Annotated in this window: 15 protein-coding genes; 4 read left to right on the top strand and 11 right to left on the bottom strand. The window is 43.5% G+C overall.

Annotation, left to right across the window (positions count from 1 at the left end; genetic code table 11):
* The 6 genes from B3O12_RS05145 to alaS all read right to left on the bottom strand — a co-directional run.
* On the bottom strand, positions 1-1,275 hold a 1,275-nt coding region (locus tag B3O12_RS05145; RefSeq protein ID WP_286755543.1), incomplete at its 3' end, for an HYR domain-containing protein.
* Positions 1,276-1,397: 122 nt separating this feature from the next.
* Entirely contained in the window at positions 1,398-4,433 is a 3,036-nt protein-coding gene (locus tag B3O12_RS05140; RefSeq protein WP_286755542.1) for a sensor histidine kinase, read from the bottom strand.
* Positions 4,433-5,068 (bottom strand): response regulator, encoded by a 636-nt coding sequence (locus B3O12_RS05135; protein WP_189629934.1) that lies wholly within the window; start codon positions 5,066-5,068, stop codon positions 4,433-4,435. The genes B3O12_RS05140 and B3O12_RS05135 overlap by 1 nt, the downstream gene beginning before the upstream one ends.
* A gap of 263 nt (positions 5,069-5,331) precedes the next feature.
* Positions 5,332-6,441 (bottom strand): TlpA disulfide reductase family protein, encoded by a 1,110-nt coding sequence (locus tag B3O12_RS05130; protein ID WP_286746993.1) that lies wholly within the window; start codon positions 6,439-6,441, stop codon positions 5,332-5,334.
* A 2-nt stretch (positions 6,442-6,443) separates the two neighbouring features.
* Complete coding sequence (gene gatB / locus B3O12_RS05125) at positions 6,444-7,904, bottom strand: Asp-tRNA(Asn)/Glu-tRNA(Gln) amidotransferase subunit GatB (RefSeq protein ID WP_286755541.1); 1,461 nt, start codon at positions 7,902-7,904, stop codon at positions 6,444-6,446.
* Entirely contained in the window at positions 7,897-10,530 is a 2,634-nt protein-coding gene (alaS, locus tag B3O12_RS05120) for an alanine--tRNA ligase (protein ID WP_286755540.1), read from the bottom strand. Before alaS ends, gatB begins: the two co-directional genes overlap by 8 nt.
* A 111-nt stretch (positions 10,531-10,641) precedes the next feature.
* On the opposite strand from alaS, the gene B3O12_RS05115 reads away from it, so the two are divergent.
* From B3O12_RS05115 to B3O12_RS05100, 4 genes are all read left to right on the top strand, one after another.
* The gene (locus B3O12_RS05115) at positions 10,642-11,634 is read left to right on the top strand and encodes a M23 family metallopeptidase (RefSeq protein WP_189629930.1); all 993 of its coding nucleotides are present in this window, start codon (positions 10,642-10,644) and stop codon (positions 11,632-11,634) included.
* A 71-nt stretch (positions 11,635-11,705) separates the two neighbouring features.
* Positions 11,706-12,044 (top strand): MerR family transcriptional regulator, encoded by a 339-nt coding sequence (locus B3O12_RS05110; RefSeq protein WP_189629929.1) that lies wholly within the window; start codon positions 11,706-11,708, stop codon positions 12,042-12,044.
* Positions 12,041-13,147 carry a DNA-processing protein DprA gene (gene dprA, locus B3O12_RS05105; protein WP_286755539.1) on the top strand — a complete coding sequence of 369 codons (1,107 nt, stop codon included), beginning with the start codon at positions 12,041-12,043 and terminating at the stop codon, positions 13,145-13,147. Before B3O12_RS05110 ends, dprA begins: the two co-directional genes overlap by 4 nt.
* Before the next feature lie 195 nt (positions 13,148-13,342).
* Positions 13,343-13,735, top strand: a complete 393-nt coding sequence (locus tag B3O12_RS05100; protein ID WP_189629927.1) for a hypothetical protein — start codon at positions 13,343-13,345, stop codon at positions 13,733-13,735.
* A gap of 47 nt (positions 13,736-13,782) precedes the next feature.
* On the opposite strand, the gene B3O12_RS05095 is transcribed toward B3O12_RS05100, so the two are convergent.
* The 5 genes from B3O12_RS05095 to B3O12_RS05075 all read right to left on the bottom strand — a co-directional run bounded on the left by B3O12_RS05095 (position 13,783) and on the right by B3O12_RS05075 (position 18,204).
* Complete coding sequence (locus tag B3O12_RS05095; RefSeq protein WP_286755538.1) at positions 13,783-15,129, bottom strand: serine hydrolase domain-containing protein; 1,347 nt, start codon at positions 15,127-15,129, stop codon at positions 13,783-13,785.
* Complete coding sequence (locus B3O12_RS05090; protein ID WP_189629925.1) at positions 15,126-15,974, bottom strand: hydroxymethylglutaryl-CoA lyase; 849 nt, start codon at positions 15,972-15,974, stop codon at positions 15,126-15,128. The genes B3O12_RS05095 and B3O12_RS05090 overlap by 4 nt, the downstream gene beginning before the upstream one ends.
* Positions 15,975-16,139: 165 nt before the next feature.
* Positions 16,140-16,622 (bottom strand): fasciclin domain-containing protein, encoded by a 483-nt coding sequence (locus B3O12_RS05085; protein WP_414706566.1) that lies wholly within the window; start codon positions 16,620-16,622, stop codon positions 16,140-16,142.
* Positions 16,623-16,830: 208 nt separating this feature from the next.
* Entirely contained in the window at positions 16,831-17,640 is an 810-nt protein-coding gene (locus B3O12_RS05080) for an anti-sigma factor (RefSeq protein WP_189629923.1), read from the bottom strand.
* A 6-nt stretch (positions 17,641-17,646) separates the two neighbouring features.
* The gene (locus B3O12_RS05075; protein WP_286755537.1) at positions 17,647-18,204 is read right to left on the bottom strand and encodes an RNA polymerase sigma factor; all 558 of its coding nucleotides are present in this window, start codon (positions 18,202-18,204) and stop codon (positions 17,647-17,649) included.
* Between the last annotated feature and the right edge of the window lie 55 nt (positions 18,205-18,259).

The following is an 18,259-nucleotide window of genomic DNA, read 5'->3' as shown; positions in this document are numbered from 1 at the left end:
TTCTGAGAATGTGAAAGTTGCGGTAAAGGCAGTATTAGTTGGATCGCTAACAGAACTAGATATAATTACCGTGGGAGCCGTAACATCTCTTACCAAAAGATTAAAAGTACAATTATCAACATTGGAAGCTGCATCTGTAGCGGTTAATTTAATTGTATGGTTACCTAAGCCCACAACAGTTCCTGAAGCTGGGCTTTGGGTGACAGTCGGACTTGGGTCACAACTATCAGTAACCGCGGCCATAGCCCGATAGTCGGGAACCGTGGTTGTTGTAGCCGCATTTATATTAATCGTTTTATTTGTTGGGCAGGAAATAACAGGAGTATCGTTTACCACTGTCACCGTTCTTGTTTCAGAAACGGGACAGCTACCGTTAGTCGTGTACCTTACGATATAAGTACCGGGAGTACTGATTGACAAATCTATCCTGCCAGTAGAACTATTCATAACAAGCCCTCCAGGAGAACTCGTAAAGGTACCGCCTGCATCACCTGTAATTGTAGCAGAAGGATCAGTACCGTTATAGCAATAACTACTATTACTGTAACTGAAAGAAGCATCTTCTACTGTCCCAAGCTTAGGAAGTATCTTCAAGTCCACGTCCCGACTATATACACTTAATATCTTTTCATTTCCGAACTTGGTTGTGGTAATGCTATTTGAACCATCTCCATTTCCTTGTCCATGGGCATTAGACTGAACTATTAATTGATCATTCGCATCTCCGGGATGCATGACTACTCCCACATAGAACCTACTGGTAGTGGGAACAGGAAGAGAGGGCAACTCGATAAAAATTTCTTTAAAAGAGTTACTCGGAACCCCTAATGCCGTAGGCGATAAGCCTGTAACTCCTCCAACCTGAGTCCCAGGCTTTCCAGAATTATCATTATAGACCATTACATCGAATCGGGCATTATTATTTGCATCGGACAGAAAGCCTAAGCCCAATGTAACCGCACCCACTGGAGTTGTACCAGGAGTGGGACTGGTAAACCCTTCAAAGATTATTTTTGAGTCTGTTGGATTATTTGAGTTGGCCGGATCTGGTATACCTGTAAGCCTGCCCGTTGAGTAGTTATAAACAACTGTTGATGGAGCTGGGTTTAGCCACTCATCTGACAGAGTAGCGCATTCTTGTGCATTCCCATTAACAATAGTTAAAACCACAAATACCAAGGTGAGTGATATTCTTATACTCATCCTCTCTAAAAAAGGCTCGAAGTTCGAAACAGCTCTACAATAGAAAATTGATTTGATTGATTTAACTTTCATAATGGGTAAGCAATACAAAGCTAAACCTGAGATGTAACCCAAAAAATACGTAGCGATACGTATTTTAACCCTTGCGTGAGACAATCCAAGCGTGGAACAAAGGTCAAATATTAGGATTTGAGCTATTGTAAAGGTATTTCTAACTCAATGCGAGTACCATGGGCATCTGACTCAATGTTTATCTTGCCGTTGAGCATGGCTATTCTTTCGTGCAGTGTTTTCAGTCCTAATGAACCTCCCGACTGTTGTTCATTTTCTACCGAAAAGCCTTTACCATTATCTTGAATATTAATTAGCACCTTGTTCTTTTTTCGTGCTATGGTAAGCTTGGCCGAAACGGCATTGGCGTGCTTTACAATATTATTTAGAGCTTCTTGAATAATGCGATACAGATTGAGCTCTTCCTCTGCATCGAAAATACCATCAATATTTTCCAGCTCAATAGCAAAGAACACTTCTGTATTTTCATCGAGCTTACGGATCAACTCTTCCAGAGCGGCCGTAAGTCCTAACCTACTCAATACTACCGGGTGTAGGTTTCTGGTTATGCTCCTTACCTCTTCCAAAGTTGCACTAACGTTCTTTACCATCTGCGGATCGCGGCTGGCATTGGCCTGATTCTTTAGCAAAATCAGCTGTTGGCCTACACTATCGTGCAAATCGCGGGATATTCTCATTCGCTCTTCTTCCTGAACTCTCAGAAGTGCTCGTGAGTAGTGTTGCCCTAAGGCTCTTGCTTTGTTGGCTTGCCTTATAAAATAATAGCTCACGACAATAACAACCAGCAAACACAAGAATCCAAACCATAAGGTTTTATAGAAAAACTCCCTGGCATGAATGTGAAGTGACAACTCCTTCCCAAAAGAGGCTCCTTCCGAGTCCACCATTCTAACCTTTAGCAGGTACTGGCCGGCTTCGAGGTTATTGAACTGAATTTCGCCAGGCTGCTTTATGGGTAGCCATTCACCATTGTTCAACTTAAATTCCATGTTCACCTTTGTGGGCTGAGTGAGCCCTACCGGGGCTACCTGAATTCTCAAGAATTTGTTTTCAGCGGGTAGAGACACACTGCCTAACTCAGCCAATTCTGCCGGAGCTATTATGGTGGTGTTTGACTTTACCTTGCTATCGAAATAAGTAAGGCCGGTAAGTACCACCTCACCTCCTTTCTCCACTTTTTCAAGGTCTTGCGGAAAGAAATAGTTAAGCCCTTTTATGGCACCAAGAAACACTCCACCATTTTCTAATTGAAGAAAACTGAATCGGTTAAATTCATTATTGCTCAGGCCATCGTCTTCCACAAACCTTTCTGTTTCTCCGGTTTGTGGGTTGAACTTTACAAGTCCTGAAAATGTGGCAAACCACAGGTTTTTTTCCTGATCTTCAAATACCGATGCTATAGGGCTCCCGGCAGGATCGGTAAAAAACAATTCGGGCCGGCTGTTTTCCTCTTTTATTTGATACACTCTGCCATCGACAGTTGTAAATAACAGCCCATGCCGCTTTAGCACACTCAGCATCATCAACTTGTCTGATGATATGGGAATATCTACATAAACCTCTTCCCCTTGTTTAAATTTGAACAGACCGCTGGTTGTGGTGGCATAAAAGCTGTCATTAAATTTCGTCAGATCCATCACGTTCAGTGAATCGTTTTTTGTCAGGGGTCTGTTAACCTTCCTGGACTTATCGAATTCCATTAGCGGAAAGTTTGCGGCTCCATAGACTATTCTATTTCCATCATCTACCATTGCAGAGACAGGATAGTGCCTGAATCTCTCAACTTCCCTTGTATCAGGGTTTATGAATAAGACACCTTCGTTGTAGTTGGTCCAGATGCCGCGTTGGTCCATAAAAACACCTCGGATCTCCGAAGCTGAAAATGGCTGACCATCGAGAAAGATCGGAAAGGGTTCTTCCGTATTTTCAGCAATATCTATCAAATAAAAACCACTGGCTTCTGTAGCCACCAAATACCTATTGGGGCCATAAGGTATTATGCACCTTAGGCTGTGGTCTTCTAAAAAAGTGCTTACACCAAAATTTTTAAAAACAACATGAGCCAGCCTTCCCGGTTCGGTCAAAAACAATTCTTCCTTTAAATCACGACTTGCGGCATTGATCGCATTGGCCCTATTTACCCGAACATCGGGCTGGTCATGCGCCTCATCTACATACGCTCTTTTAACTATGAGTTGACCTTCCGCCACGTTGAACCATGCTATATTTCCATGGTTGTCGTTGATGGCATAGAGTTTCTGGTATAGGCCGGTATTTATGAGTGTTTTCTTTGCACTGCGGGCCGGCTTGAAATTACTCTCTGACCATGTCATTTCATGGTCGTTGTATTGATAGGTTCCGTAGCCATTTTTTAGGACAAACTGATACTTTCCTTCAAACAAGAACGAACCAACAAGTGCCAGAACTTCCGGATTAGCCACTTTTTCAAGATCGAAGTCTTCATAGTCAAACTCCTTCAAAATTTGCCCTTTGAGTCCATAAGCGGTTATGCCCATGCGGGCTTCGGAAATAAGGAAATGATCTTTGAAAGGGATGACCTGATGCAAGTGAGACTCACCTCGCTCAGACATTAAATCGAATAGCTTATCAAAGCTTAAATCGTCATTTAGGCGAAACAGGCTGGACTTTCCAAAAGCATCCAGCGATATAAAAGTGGATGTATCTTGCACAAAGATGTTTGAAATATCTACATGACCATCCAAAGTGGGAATAGGTACAGACTGAACTTTGAAAGTGGAAGGGTTGAAGAGATAAATCTCATCAAATCCGTTGGAGGAAAACCATAAATAGAAGAGCCCATCTGTTCGCTTTTTTAGCAAAAAGCTAATGGGCGAAAGTTCTTCGGAAATCGGCAACGGCACGGTGTGAAAATTATATCCATCGAACCACTGCAGTTTGGGCACGTTCTTTAAAAAGGTACTGGCTCCTAAATCTGACTCAAGACCGCTAATCCACAGCCAGCCATTATTGTCATAGACTAACGAGTGAATGTCGCCAACTTCCAGCCCGTCTTTTACACCATAGGTTTGCAGTGAAAGAACGCCTTTGTCATTATCAGTTTGTGCCAAAAGTGAGCAGGTACCCCAAAGCAGCCACAGCCAAAACAAGGGTTTCAGATAGTGTTTAAGGCCATTCACTAGTTCAATAGATGTTTATTCTGCAAAACCCAGGCAATCAAACCATTAGCCTTCCCTTCAAGATTCAGTTTTTGAATAATATTGCTCCTGTGCTTTTCTACCGTTCTCTCCGAAATAAAGAGGCTTTCGGCTATATCACGGGTCGATTGATTTTTGGAAATGAGTTTGAGAATTTTGCGTTCAGACGGAGTGAGCGACTCTACGCGTTCCAGCGCAGACTGCGCATTCTTCACATCCTTTAGTTGAAACGCTTTGCTGAAATACTGCCCCCCTTTTTCCACCTCTTGAATACAGTTATCAATTTCTTCCAGTGCATCTTCCTTTAAAAGATACCCGGAAACATTGAGGCTCTTGGCTCTGGCAATAAACTCTGTCTCCTTATGATAAGAAAGGATAATGAATTTGGTGTTGTAACCGTGTTCCATGCAATACTTAGCTACCGAAAGTCCATCCATCTCAGGCATTTCTATATCTAAAATAGCAATTGAAGGGACTCGTTCAGTAATAATCTTCAAAATTGACTTTCCGTCTTTTGCAGTGGCCAGCACGTTGTAACCTTTTGATATAAGGTTCGCCTCAAGCCCTTCAAGTAGCAAAGGGTGATCGTCTGCCAATACAATGGAAATGTGGTTCATGTCTACCCGGTAATTATCGCTAAGATAAGGCTTATTGACACTACAGGGGAATACGTAATGCTACGTAATTGCATTTGGCTGTTTATGACGGCAATATTTAGGGCGAAAAAGATACGATCTCAAACGCCAACTATTTTTGATATCCTTGGCCAAGCTCAACCGTGAACCTCTTTGAATGCTTGTTTAATTTAAAGGGATTCCCGATCGATGTCGGGAATGACGCTTAGTTTTTGAGGCCGTTTCTCAAAATTCTGTAGAAATGGTTATTCACCAAAAATGCTCGCCAACTTGGCTTCGAGGGCACGGCCTCGTAAGTTCTTGCCAATTACACGGCCTTCCGGGTCGAGCAGTAGGGCAAAAGGAATGGCATTAATTTTATAGGTTATGGCTGCTGCCGACTGAAAATACTTGAGATCGGACACATGGTAAGGCCACACCAAGCCATCTTTTTCAATAGCATCTATCCATTGCTGCTTGGAACGGTCCAGGCTCACGCTAAACACCTCGAAACCTTCATCGTTGTACTTCTCATACATGCGCACCACATTCGGGTTTTCCATACGACAAGGCTTGCACCAGGCTGCCCAAAAATCGAGCAGCACATATTTACCACGCAAATCGGAAAGGCTTAGCATTTCTCCATCGGGAGTTTCCATGGTAATGTCAGGAGCCACCTCTCCCATGGCCACAGCCGGCCTAAAGGCCTCTACATTTTCTGCGAAGTATTGAACGTCTGAAGAATTAGGAATTTCTTTTTGAAGCTTGGTAGCCAACGAATCAAGAAATGCGAATTCATCAGTCTTATTGCTAATAAAGTCAGTAATCAGTAAGCTCACCAGAGAACTTTCGAAACTCATGGCCATCTTCTTTAGTCGGTCTACTTTAGCAGTCTCAAGTTCGAGTGCTTGTGCTCTCAACTCCTCCATCAGTTCCTGATTGCCCTCGCTCTGAGCGGTCAAAAATCGCTGATTGATACCTTGCATTTTCGCCTGGTAAGTATCCAAATAGGCATAAACCTCTTTCAGGTTGTCCATATCATCCGATCCGGTAGCTTCAATAAACTCTCCGGCCTTTCCGGCTGCCTTTACCTTTATATTTTCATTATCCAACACCAGGGTTTCGAATTGTTCTCCGTAGATATTCAGTCGGTAAAAGCCTGGCTCTGAAAGTTCCAGATCCATTGAAAAGTTGCCTTCATGATCTGAATACACTGTTTTAACAGGACTAGCCTGACCTATTTCGAATCGCTCTAAAACAACCTCTCCCTGAGGAATAGCATTCTCAATGGTGCCGGAGATGGTCACTTTACCCGGTGTATTACTTCCGCAGGCACTCAAAATAGCCAGTGCCCATATACCAATGTATTTTTTCATCTTTAGTTTAATGCTTTTAAAAGTTCTTGCTGAACCACTTTTGGGTTTGCCTTACCTCTGCTTTTCTTCATTACTTCGCCAATGAACAGCCCCAATAGTTTCTTCTTTCCCTTACGGAATGCTTCAGTCTCTTTGGGCAAAGATATCAATACCTCACGAACTATAGCCTCTAGTTCGGCTTTGTCTTCAGAAACCAGCAAATTCAGTTCTTCAGCCAATTTAAGTGGACTTTTTGTGGCCTTTGGTAACTTAGGTAACAATTGCTGCACAGCTGTTTGATAGACCAGCTTATCTTCTTCTACAAGCTTTATGAGCTCTGCCAATTGTTGAGTACCAATGGCTATCTCTGATAGGTTTTTCCCCTCTTCATTAAGCAAGCTTCGCAAAGGGCCATTCATCCAGTTGGCAGCCGATTTGGGTTCCACGCCCTGCTGGCATAACGCTTCGAAATACTGAGCAGTTTCTTTCTCTTCCGTTAAAATACCCAAGTCATAGTCAGATAGTTGATATTTCTGAGTCAATCGCTGGCGATAAACCCTAGGGTTTTCATTGGCCCGGGGCTGCAAACCAGCCAGGTATTGATCATCTAGAACCACCGGAGGCAAATCGGGGCAGGGAAAGTAGCGATAGTCATTCATGGTCTCTTTAAAACGCATACCATAGGTCTGGCCTGTGGCAGGATCGAAGGTTCGGGTTTCTACCACCACGGGCTCTCCGGCCAGTTTTAAAGCCAATTGGCGTTCCAATTCGAAAATGGCGGCTTTTCTCACATGGCTGAAGGAGTTCATATTCTTTATTTCTACCTTCTCGCCCAACAGTGAGTCTCCCTTCTTTTTAATGGAAATGTTGGCATCGCACCGGAGCTCTCCTTTTTCCATATTCGCATTGCCAATACCCAAATAGCGCACCATGCGCCTAATTTCTTGAAGGCATGCAGCCGCCTCATCGGGTCCGGCCACCGAGGGGTTGGTCACTATTTCAATGAGCGGAGTTCCGGCACGATTAAGGTCAATGAGTGTACCTGCTTCTTCATCATGAATAGATTTTCCTGCATCTTCTTCCAGGTGGATATGATGCAGTTCCACTTGCTCTTGCAAGAGGTTGGTTCCAAACAATGGAATTTTTCCTCCTAGGCAGATTGGCGTTTTATCCTGCGTGGTTTGATAGCCCTTGGGCAGATCGGGGTAGAAATAGCTTTTTCTGTCGAACGTATTGTAACGACTAATCTGAGAACCACAAGCAAGCCCCATTAAGACAGCCTTTTCCACAGCCTGGGCATTAAGTACCGGTAAGGTACCCGGATGTCCCAGACTTATTACGCTCACATGGGTATTTGCCTCTTCTGTTTCGTGGTTGGCATCGGCCGAGAAAATCTTGGAAACGGTGTTCAGCTGAACGTGCACCTCTAAACCAATAGTGGCCTCATAGCCCTCCTCTTCCAGTTTTTTAAGTACGTCAAGCAAAACTCTCCAACATTTCTGTAGCTCTAGTGACTACACGTTCTAAACCAGTTATGTCTTTTCCTCCGGCAGTAGCAAAGAACGGTTGACCTCCGCCTCCACCTTTAATTTCCCGGGCCAATTCGCGCACCAGTTGTCCGGCATTCAGGCTTTTCTCTTTGACCAGGTTCTCGCTGATAACAACAGAAATCTGCGGGCTACCGGAAACATTGGCGGCTAGTATTGCCAAAAGGTTATATACCTCATTCTTAAGCTCAAAGGATAGTTTCTTTAAAGCATCGGCCGAAGGAATATCGATTTGCTCAATCAGTACATTGATGCCCTTTTTAGCCTCTACTTTTTGCAATAGATTTCTTTTAACCTCAGCCCCCTGCCGTGCATGTAGCGATTCAATCTCCTTGGTTAGTTTTTTCTGCTCATCTAAGAGCGAGGCAATGGCTTTGGTCAGGTCTTTCGGGTTTTTAAGCAGCTCCTTAACCAACTTAAGCTCCTTTTCCTGATCTTGGACATACTCAAAAGCCTTGGGACCGGTATAGGCTTCAATTCGTCTTACCCCTGCGGCAACAGCACTTTCCGAAACTATTTTGAAAAGACCAATCTGCCCGGTAGCTTCCACATGGGTACCTCCGCAAAGCTCTACCGAATAATCAGGATTGAAGGTAATTACACGGACAAAATCTCCATACTTCTCTCCAAAAAGAGCCATCGCTCCCATAGACTTTGCTTCTTCTATGGGCACGGATCTTTTTTCGTTGAGCGTAATATTTTCCCTGATCTTCTCATTCACTATTTGCTCAATCTGCTCTATTTGCTCAGGCTCTACTTTAGAGAAGTGCGAAAAATCGAAGCGCAATACGCTATCGCTCACTAATGAGCCCTTCTGTTGCACGTGGTGGCCGAGCACCTCTCGCAAAGCTGCATGAAGCAAGTGGGTGGCAGAATGGTTAAACTTAATCAAGGCTCTGCGTTTCTTATCTATTCTGGCATGAAACACACCAGCCGGATTAACAGGCAACTTATCGGTAAAATGAACTATCAGGTCATTTTCTTTCTGCGTATCGAGAATTTTAATGGTTTCTTCTTGGCTTTCAATAACTCCGGTATCACCTACCTGTCCGCCACTTTCGCCATAGAAGGGTGTTTTATCGAGCACAATCTGAAACACCGTGCGCTTCTTTTCTTTTATCTCCCTGTACTTGATAATTCGCGACTCAGCTTCCTCATGGTCATAGCCTACAAATTCCACTTTTACATCGGGCAATAGTTCAGTCCAGTCTCCCTTCTCAGAAGCCGCATCGGCTTTCGATCTGTTCTTCTGCTCGGCCATGGCTTGCTGAAATCCAGGCTCATCGATCTGGAAACCATTCTCCCGTGCAATCAGAGCTGTCAGGTCTACCGGAAAGCCGTATGTGTCATAAAGTTCGAATACTTCACGCCCATTTATAGTTGTTTCATTTTGAGACACAAGCCTCTCCTTTATTTGCTCCAATCGCTTTAAACCATTGTCTAAAGTGCGCAAAAAGGAGTTTTCTTCTTCTTTAATCACTTTGGCAATGAGCTCTCTCTGGCTATCCAGCTCATCGAAGAAACCTTTGTATTGATCGGCCAACACATCTACGAGTTGGTATAGAAACGGACTGTTGAAATTGAGGAACGTATAACCGTAGCGAACGGCTCTTCTCAGAATTCTACGGATCACATACCCGGCCTTATTGTTAGACGGTAACTGACCATCGGCAATGGCGAATGAAATGGCTCTGATATGATCTACTATTACCCTAATGGCAATATCTGTTTCTTTCTTTTCACCATACTTCACTCCGGCCGACTGGGCCACTTTGTCGATCAACGGGGTGAACACATCGGTGTCGTAGTTAGACTTTTTACCCTGCAAGGCCATAGCCAAACGCTCAAAGCCCATTCCTGTATCGATGTGCTGGGCTGGTAGAGATTCCAATCGACCATCGGCCTTTCGGTCGAATTGCATAAATACCAGGTTCCATATTTCCACCACCTGCGGGTGGTCGTTATTCACCAGTTCTTTTCCGGGAACCCTCGCAATTTCATCTTCTGTTCTCAGGTCTATGTGAATTTCCGAGCACGGACCACATGGGCCTGTATCGCCCATTTCCCAGAAGTTATCTTTCTTGTTTCCGTTCAAAATGCGCGACTCATCGACATAGCTTCTCCAGAAATCAAAGGCCTCCTGATCAAACTTTAAGCCTTCTGACTCATCTCCCTCAAATACAGTTACATATAATCTATCTTTTGGTAGTTTATATACATCTGTAAGCAACTCCCAGGCCCATTGAATGGCTTCTTTCTTAAAGTAATCGCCAAAGCTCCAGTTGCCCAGCATTTCAAACATGGTATGGTGATAGGTATCTATACCTACCTCTTCCAAATCATTGTGCTTACCTGACACACGCAGGCATTTTTGGCTGTTTACCGCCCGGGTATAATCGGCCTTTGCATTGCCCAGAAAAAGATCCTTGAATTGATTCATACCCGCGTTGGTAAACATCAGCGTAGGGTCATTTTTAAGAACCATTGGAGCTGAGGGTACATACTTGTGGCCTCTTTCTTCGAAATAGGAAATAAACTTAGATCTGATCTCTTTGGCTAGCATAGCAGAACCGTTGATTAGGTGGTTTGTGTTAGAATAAAATTGTTACTTTTGTTGAAGCCTAAAAAGCTGCGCAAGGGCACAAAATTAGGAGATTTTCAAAAAGGATTCTTAATGTCAAAAATAAAATATTACTACGATACCGAGACCTGCAAATACGAGCGGATCAAGGTAAAAAAACGAGATGTAGTGATCAACGCCTTGGGCTTTATTTCCCTCTCCATTGTTTTAGCCATTGGCATTATCGTAGTTCTCTCCAAATATTTCGACTCTCCTAAGGAGCTGGCACTGAAAAAAGAAAATGAAGAACTGAAGCTCTACTATGAGTTTACTCAAGAGCAACTGGAAGGTATGGACCAAATGCTAAAGGTGCTTCAACAAAAAGATGATCAGGTATACCGAACGGTTTTTGAGGCCGAACCTATTCCTGAGACCGTGCGAGAAGCGGGTTCGGGTGGAGTTTTAAAATACAGAAACTTGCTGGAAAGTGACTTATCGAACAAAGACCTGGTGATTGGCACACTGGATAAGCTGGACAGGGTAAAGAAGAAAATGTATATCCAAACCAAATCTTACGATGAAATAATGCAACTGGCTAAAAATAAGGATGCTTATTATGCGGCCATGCCAGCTATTCAGCCGGTTTCTAACGATGACCTGAGAAGATTTTCATCTGGTTTTGGTATGCGTACCGACCCTGTTCTGAAAGTGAAACGCATGCACTACGGAGTAGACTTTTCTGCCGAACAGGGCACCCCTATTTACGCCACAGCCGATGGTAAAGTGGTATTGACCAAAAGGGATTTTAGCGGATTGGGCTGGCACATTAAAATAGATCATGGTTTTGGTTTTGAAACAGTATACGGACACATGAGTAAGTTCAACGTGCGCAATGGCGAAACCGTAAAACGCGGTCAGGTCATTGGATATGTGGGCAACACGGGTAAGTCTACCGCCCCGCACGTACACTACGAAGTACACATTAACGGCAGAGCCGTAAATCCGGTAAACTACTTTTACATGGATCTGGATTCTAATCAATACGAAGAGATTCTCAGACTTGCTTCTATCGAAAACCAATCACTGGGTTCTTATGCCAACCAATAAGCTTTTTTAGAGATTCTTTGACAGACTTATTCTTAAAGTAATTGTTTTGGTTATTTTCGTAACTAGTTGATATGCCGTACAAAGAGAAGCCTATAGAGAAGAAGTATTTCACCATTGGTGAAGTGGCCAAAGAGTTGGGGGTGGCTACCTCTTTAATTCGTTTTTGGGAAACACAGTTTGATTTTATCCGCCCCAAAAAAAACGCCAAAGGAAACCGTAAATACACACAAGACGATCTCAAAAAGCTGAAGCTCGTTTACCATCTGGTTAAAGAAAAAGGGTATACTCTTCAAGGTGCCTATGAACACATAAAGGCCAGCAAAGACAGTATAGACGACAAAGCAGAGATGGTTGCCTCACTAAAACGTATTCGGGAGTTTTTAATGGAAATGAAGAACAACCTTCCATGAGTGACGACAAGCGCTATCAGGTGGCGCTTTCTCTTATTCCAGGAATTGGCCCCGTGCTGGCCCGGCAATTGATTAACCACTTTGAGACCCCTCAAAACATTTTTAAAGCTACCAAAGGCCGCCTAACCAAGGTAAACGGCCTGGGCCAAAAACTTGCCGACCTTATTAGCGGTGAAGAGCAATGGCTAAAGAAAGCAGACCGCATTTTAGAGCATTCGGAAAAGCTTAACATTAACACCCACTATTACAAAGAAGACTCTTACCCGAGCCGGTTAAAGTCTATTCTCGATGCCCCAATAGTGCTTTATACCAAGGGAAACCCTAAACTCAACACTGCGCGTATGCTCGGCATTGTTGGTACTCGCAAAGCCACCAAATACGGGCTGGCTCAAACCGAGCGAATTGTCGAAAATGCGAAGAGCTCTGAATCTGTAATAATTTCCGGGTTGGCCTATGGAATCGATGTAAAAAGCCATGAAGCAGCACTGAAGTATAACCTGGCTACCTTTGGCGTGTTAGCTTGCGGCCTCGATACCGTATACCCTACCGCCCATCGCCACATTGCCGAAAAAATGCTGGACCGAGGAGGCCTCATTAGTGAGTATCCGGTTGGCACTAAAGCCGATGCCCGGTTGTTTCCTGCCCGAAACCGTATTATCGCAGGCCTTTCCGATGCACTGATAGTGGTTGAGGCTGCTGCCAAAGGAGGCGCTCTCATTTCGGCCAATATCGCCTATAGCTATGACAAACCGGTATTTGCCGTACCTGGCGAACTAGGCAAAAGCTATTCAGAGGGTTGCAACCTGCTGATACGAAACTTCAAAGCCTCCATTTATACGAGTTTTAAAGACATAGAAGAGAGTCTAAACTGGGACCTTGAATCGGCTACAGACTCCAAGCCTAAGGTCAGAAGCTTTGACCATTTGCCTCCGCCTCAAAAAAAGGTACTGGATATTCTTATGAGAAATGGCCAGCAAATGCACATTGATGAACTCAGCTGGCAAAGTGAAACTCAACTAAATCAGTTGGCTTCCATTCTGTTGCAATTGGAATTCGAAGGCCTTGTAAAACCGCTCCCCGGAAAAGAATATCGATTGGTTTAGCTAAAGATTATGGAAGTTAATACTGATTGTATCTAAAGGGCTTTGATAACAATTCTTCCCTAAGATAATACTGGTTTGATTCGTACTGATTGTTTCTAATACATGCGGACATCCTTAATCATTCTTCTTCTGGTTTCTTTAAACTCAACCTCCCTTGCTTGCAGTTGTTCTAAAGCCAAGCCTTTAAAAAAAGCCATGCTCACCGACTCCACATCTGTTTTCATAGGTACTGTTGCTTCCGTAGAAAAAATACCGGACAACGAATGGAAGGTAATCATCACTTTTCGTGTCGATGAAGATCTTTTTAACGCAGACAAGGATCTCATTGAAATCAGAACCGACAGTCAAAACACGTCTTGCTCTCTTGGGTTCGAAATTGGTCAGACCTGGTATATTTTTAGCAATGTGTTTAAAGGACAACAGAGTGCGTCCATGTGTGGCAGAAGCTTAAATCTTGACGGTATAAATATCTTCCTGCAGTTAGATGAGCTTGAAGGGTATAGAGACTTCAGGAGCAACCTCAAATACACCAGAAAAACTGTAAAAAGATTCTTCAAAGACTACAAGAAACTTTACCGGTGGTACTAGATACTTTACACAAAAGAGATATTCTTATCTCCTACTACGCTGACTGATTAGTTCCAATGGGTACCGATGGTATAGGTACCATCAGCAATTCGCAACAGCTCGTACACCAAGTTGTGAATAGAAGGTCTCACATTTAAGTTGTATATCTTACTGTTGTTTCGGGTTGGAAATACTCGGTTCGATAAAAAGATAAAGAGCAAGTCGTAGTCAGGGTCGGCCCAAACCAGTGTACCAGTATAGCCCGTATGCCCATAACTGGAAGGCATAGCCCCTCTCGCCACACTACTAATTCGTTCGTTGTATTCTAACAAGGGCTTGTCAAAACCTAGTCCTCTTCGATTGCCGTTTTCCGGAAATTGTACTCTTGTAAATTCCTCTATTGTAGCAGTGCTTAAATAGGTTTTCCCCTCGTATTCTCCGCCATTCAGCAACATTTGATACACCTTGGCCAAATCGTGGGCATTACTAAACAAGCCTGCATTGCCCGATACACCCAACATCATGGCCGCACCCTCATCGTGCACTACTCCATGCAGTTGTGTTTTTCGGAAAAAAGTATCCTTCTCGGTAGGCACAATGCGTTCAGAAGGAAACCGGTTTAATGGATTAAAACCGAGTGTTTCCGCTCCAAGAGGCTCATAGAAGTGTTTTCTCAGGTATTCATCAAATGGCTCTCCCGTAAGCCTCTCCACCAAGTCAGGAAAAAGGTAAAATACCAATCCGGAATACAGGTACTTCTTCTCTTCGCTTACTTCTGATTTTCTAATAGCCTTATATATCTTCCTTTCTTTAAAATTCTTGTGCAACCATAGGTCTGTTCCCTCCAACCGATGAGGAAAACGCCTGGAAGAGTCGGTTTTAACGGTATTCCAGCGCCACTTGCCATTCTTTCGTTGCGACTCTGACCAGTAAGGAATCCATGCCTTAAGTCCTGCCTGATGGGCCAATATTTCGCGCATGGTTAAGTCTTTCTTATCTCCGCGAGCAATTTTTGGAAAGTAATGGCTAAACGTTTTATCTAAGTCAAACAAACCGTCATCGTAGAGTTTCATGAGCGCAAGAGTTGCTGCCGTAACTTTAGTAACCGAAGCCAGATCGTACAGATCGGTGGGTTGCACAGGCTGTAAGCTGTCATAGGTATGATATCCGAAGGTTCCCTGATAAAATATAACGCCTCCTTTGGCCAGCAGTACCTGAGCTCCCGGAAATGCCATAGAGTCTATGGCTTGAGTAATTATTCGCTCAATTTCCCTACTGAGCACTTCTCCGTTTATACCTACCTGCTCCGGGCTGCCGTAGCTTAAACCTCCCATGCTTCTATTCAGACTCTTTTGGGCAAGACCTACACTCGCACTACAGGCAAGTATCATCATAACAAGGCTTACTTTCTTCATGACGGAAATACCTCCAGACTTTTTATTAATGAGCGGTCGAAAGCTTCTTGATTAAAGGCGGGAGCGACTCCTCTTTCTCCGAGTGTCTCTAACAACACCTCGGTAGCGATGTTTCCCGTGAGTTCATCTTTGGCCATAGGGCAACCTCCAAAACCCTTTATGGCCGAGTCGAAGCGCTGACACCCGGACTCTAATGCAGCTATTATTTTTTCCCTGGCCGTTTGCGGAGTGGAGTGAAAATGTGCTCCAAATTCTATAGTTGGGTAGGCGGTTATACTATTTTTAAAAATACGTTTAATTACCTGTGGTTCAGCAACTCCAATGGTATCAGATAAACTAATTATTCTAATATCAAGATTGGCAAGCTTCTCTACAAAGGCCGAAACAATTTCTTCATTGAACGGCTCATTATATGGGTTACCAAAGCCCATTGATATATAGGTAACGAGTACTCTATTATGCTTAACACACAGGTTCTGAATTTCGGCCAATTGGGTCAGGGCCTCCCCTATGCTTTTGTTGGTATTGCGTTGCTGAAAGGTTTCTGAAATTGACAACGGAAATCCCAGATAACTTATGGCTTCAAAGCTGACAGCATCGGTGGCTCCTCTGAGGTTGGCCACAATGGCCAACAACTTAGATGTAGTGCTTGACAAGTGAAGCCCTTCTAACACTTGGGCAGTATCTCGCATCTGAGGAATGGCCTTAGGAGAAACAAAGCTTCCAAAATCTATAGTGTCGAACCCTACCTTCAGCAACTCATTGATGTAGTCAGTTTTCTTCTGAGTAGGAATAAACTCATTTATTCCCTGCATGGCATCTCTCGGACATTCGATTACCTTCATATGCCAATGTTAAGCATTGCTCCCTTAGCTTCAAAACCTAAAAGTGGTTGAGGGCATAAACAAAAAGAGGCAGGTTCTTTACGCACCTGCCGCTCAACTTGCTTTCATCTTGGCTATACCGTTGACAAATGCTTCGAACTCTGCCTCTACTAAGCCCGTGAGTCTTTATTTCATACTAGGTGGTAGTATTACTTTATTGATAACGTGTACTACCCCGTTGGAAGCTTTTACATCGGCCACTACTACCTGTGCTCCGCTAATCATCACTCGGCCATTATTAATCATAACCGATACTTGTTCGCCCTGAACCGTTTTTGCCTTCTGACCATTGGACAAATCGGTAGACATCACTTTTGCTGCTACCACATGGTAGGTGAGAATGGCTATCAGTTTGTCTTTGTTTTCAGGTTTCAGCAACATTTCCAATGTGCCGTCAGGTAACGCTGCAAAGGCTTCGTTGGTTGGAGCAAATACGGTAAAAGGGCCATCCCCTTTCAGGGTCTCAACCAGACCTGCAGCCTTTACTGCAGCCACCAACGTGGAAAGATTTTCGTTGCCTGCGGCCAGATCTACGATGTCTTTGGTTTGAGCTTGGGTTTGGCCTGTCATGCAGGTAAGAAACAAAAATGCACCCAGTACTACTTTCATTAATCTCTGTGTTTTCATAATTCGGATAGTTATTTGTTGTTGTTTTCTATCCCAGTTACGACCTCACTTACCTGAATGGATTTTTGTGTTTAATATTTTTTCTAAAAAATTAAACAAGAAATTTTAAATATCTAATAAACAGCTACTTAGAATTTAAAAAAATTAGTTAGGTAGAAATAGACCAGATAAATTATTGGAGCCAAAAGATTTAGCCGGCCTGTAAAAAGCCTTTCACGTAGGTTTTGTCGACAGTAGCCACCGGGCTACCCCCCTCTTTTTCGAGCGTAACAGCAAAAGCCTGCACCTTGCCTTTTACTACCTTTAACTCCTGAACAAGTTGATTATGATCAAAGATTCCGGCATCTATAGGGGGTTGACCAGGCTTAATTGCCCAAAGCTGGTACTGATGACCATGCGGTGGTTCCGGTAAATTATCTACACTAATGAAGACGGCATTAGTTTTCTTGTTCCAGAATACATTGGCATAAGACTCGGGCGAAATATCCTCTCCCTCCATCCTCACATGAATATTATCTTCATTTAGAAAGTGAGCAATGCGCAATTGGGCATACTCCAGGTTTTCCCGGGTATCGGATATTTGTTGGGCTAGCTGCTGGCTTTCTACTTTGGCTTGAGCCAGTTCTTCTCTGGCTTGCTGAAACTGTCCAAAAAAGTAAAAATTAAAGCCTAGGCTAATCAATAAAAGTATAGTGGCCGCTACGGCCCAAAGAGAAAATTTAGCCCTTTTTACAAAGCTGCGATCGTCTTCAGACAAAACTTCCCAAAATCGGTTTTGCTCACTTTCTTCTACCTCTTTCATGGCTTCATTGAGTACATCTTCATCGGGCAACGCATCTTTCATTGCCGCAAATTCATTAAGTGCTTCTCTCAATTCTTCCAGCTCTTGCTTCACTTCGGGGTGCTGACTGGCCATAGCTTCTACCTCGCGCATTTCTTGCTCGTTCAACTCACCAGCCCAATAGGCTTCCAGCACACCAGACGCTATGTATTTTTGCACATCCATTTAGATAATAGCTCTCAGTTGTTTTAAAGCCATTCTAATTCTTGTCTTTACCGTACCTAGAGGAATATTGAGTGTGTCGGAAATCTCCTGATGCGAATATCCCTCAAAAAACGACATTTTTATCAATATTTGGTAGTGATCGGACAGTTGCTCTAACAACTGCTCGGTAACCATTTTATCTATACTGTTCGAAGCATCGGCCTTGTTCTCTAAAGCCATTACTTCCAGCGCATCGCGAGAGGCTTGGGTTAACTTAAAATCTTTGGTCTTTCGCTGATCCAGGGCAGCATTTCTACTAATAGCCACCAACCAAGAGTATAGCCCTGCTTTTTGAGCGTTGTACGACTGGGCATTTTGCCAAACCTTCAGCAACACCTGCTGCAACACTTCTTCAGACATGGCTCTATTCCCTACTACTCGTTGAATTACATTGAGCAGAACCACCCCATAGTGTTTAAAAATGAGCCGGACAGACTGTTTATCGCCCTCATGTAAAAGGGCCACTATCTTTTGCTCTACCAATGTTTTGGTCGGAATATCCGTAAATACCTGTTGCAAGTTGAGATGGATTTATGAAGAAAACCAAGCCCTGATAGTTTTGTTCAGTCAAAAG

Origin of the sequence: Roseivirga sp. UBA838 (genome assembly GCF_002296035.1) — a bacterium.
GTDB lineage: Bacteria > Bacteroidota > Bacteroidia > Cytophagales > Cyclobacteriaceae > Roseivirga > Roseivirga thermotolerans.
The sequence above is the reverse complement of the archived record's forward strand: the minus strand, read 5'-3'. Positions and strand labels throughout refer to the sequence as shown.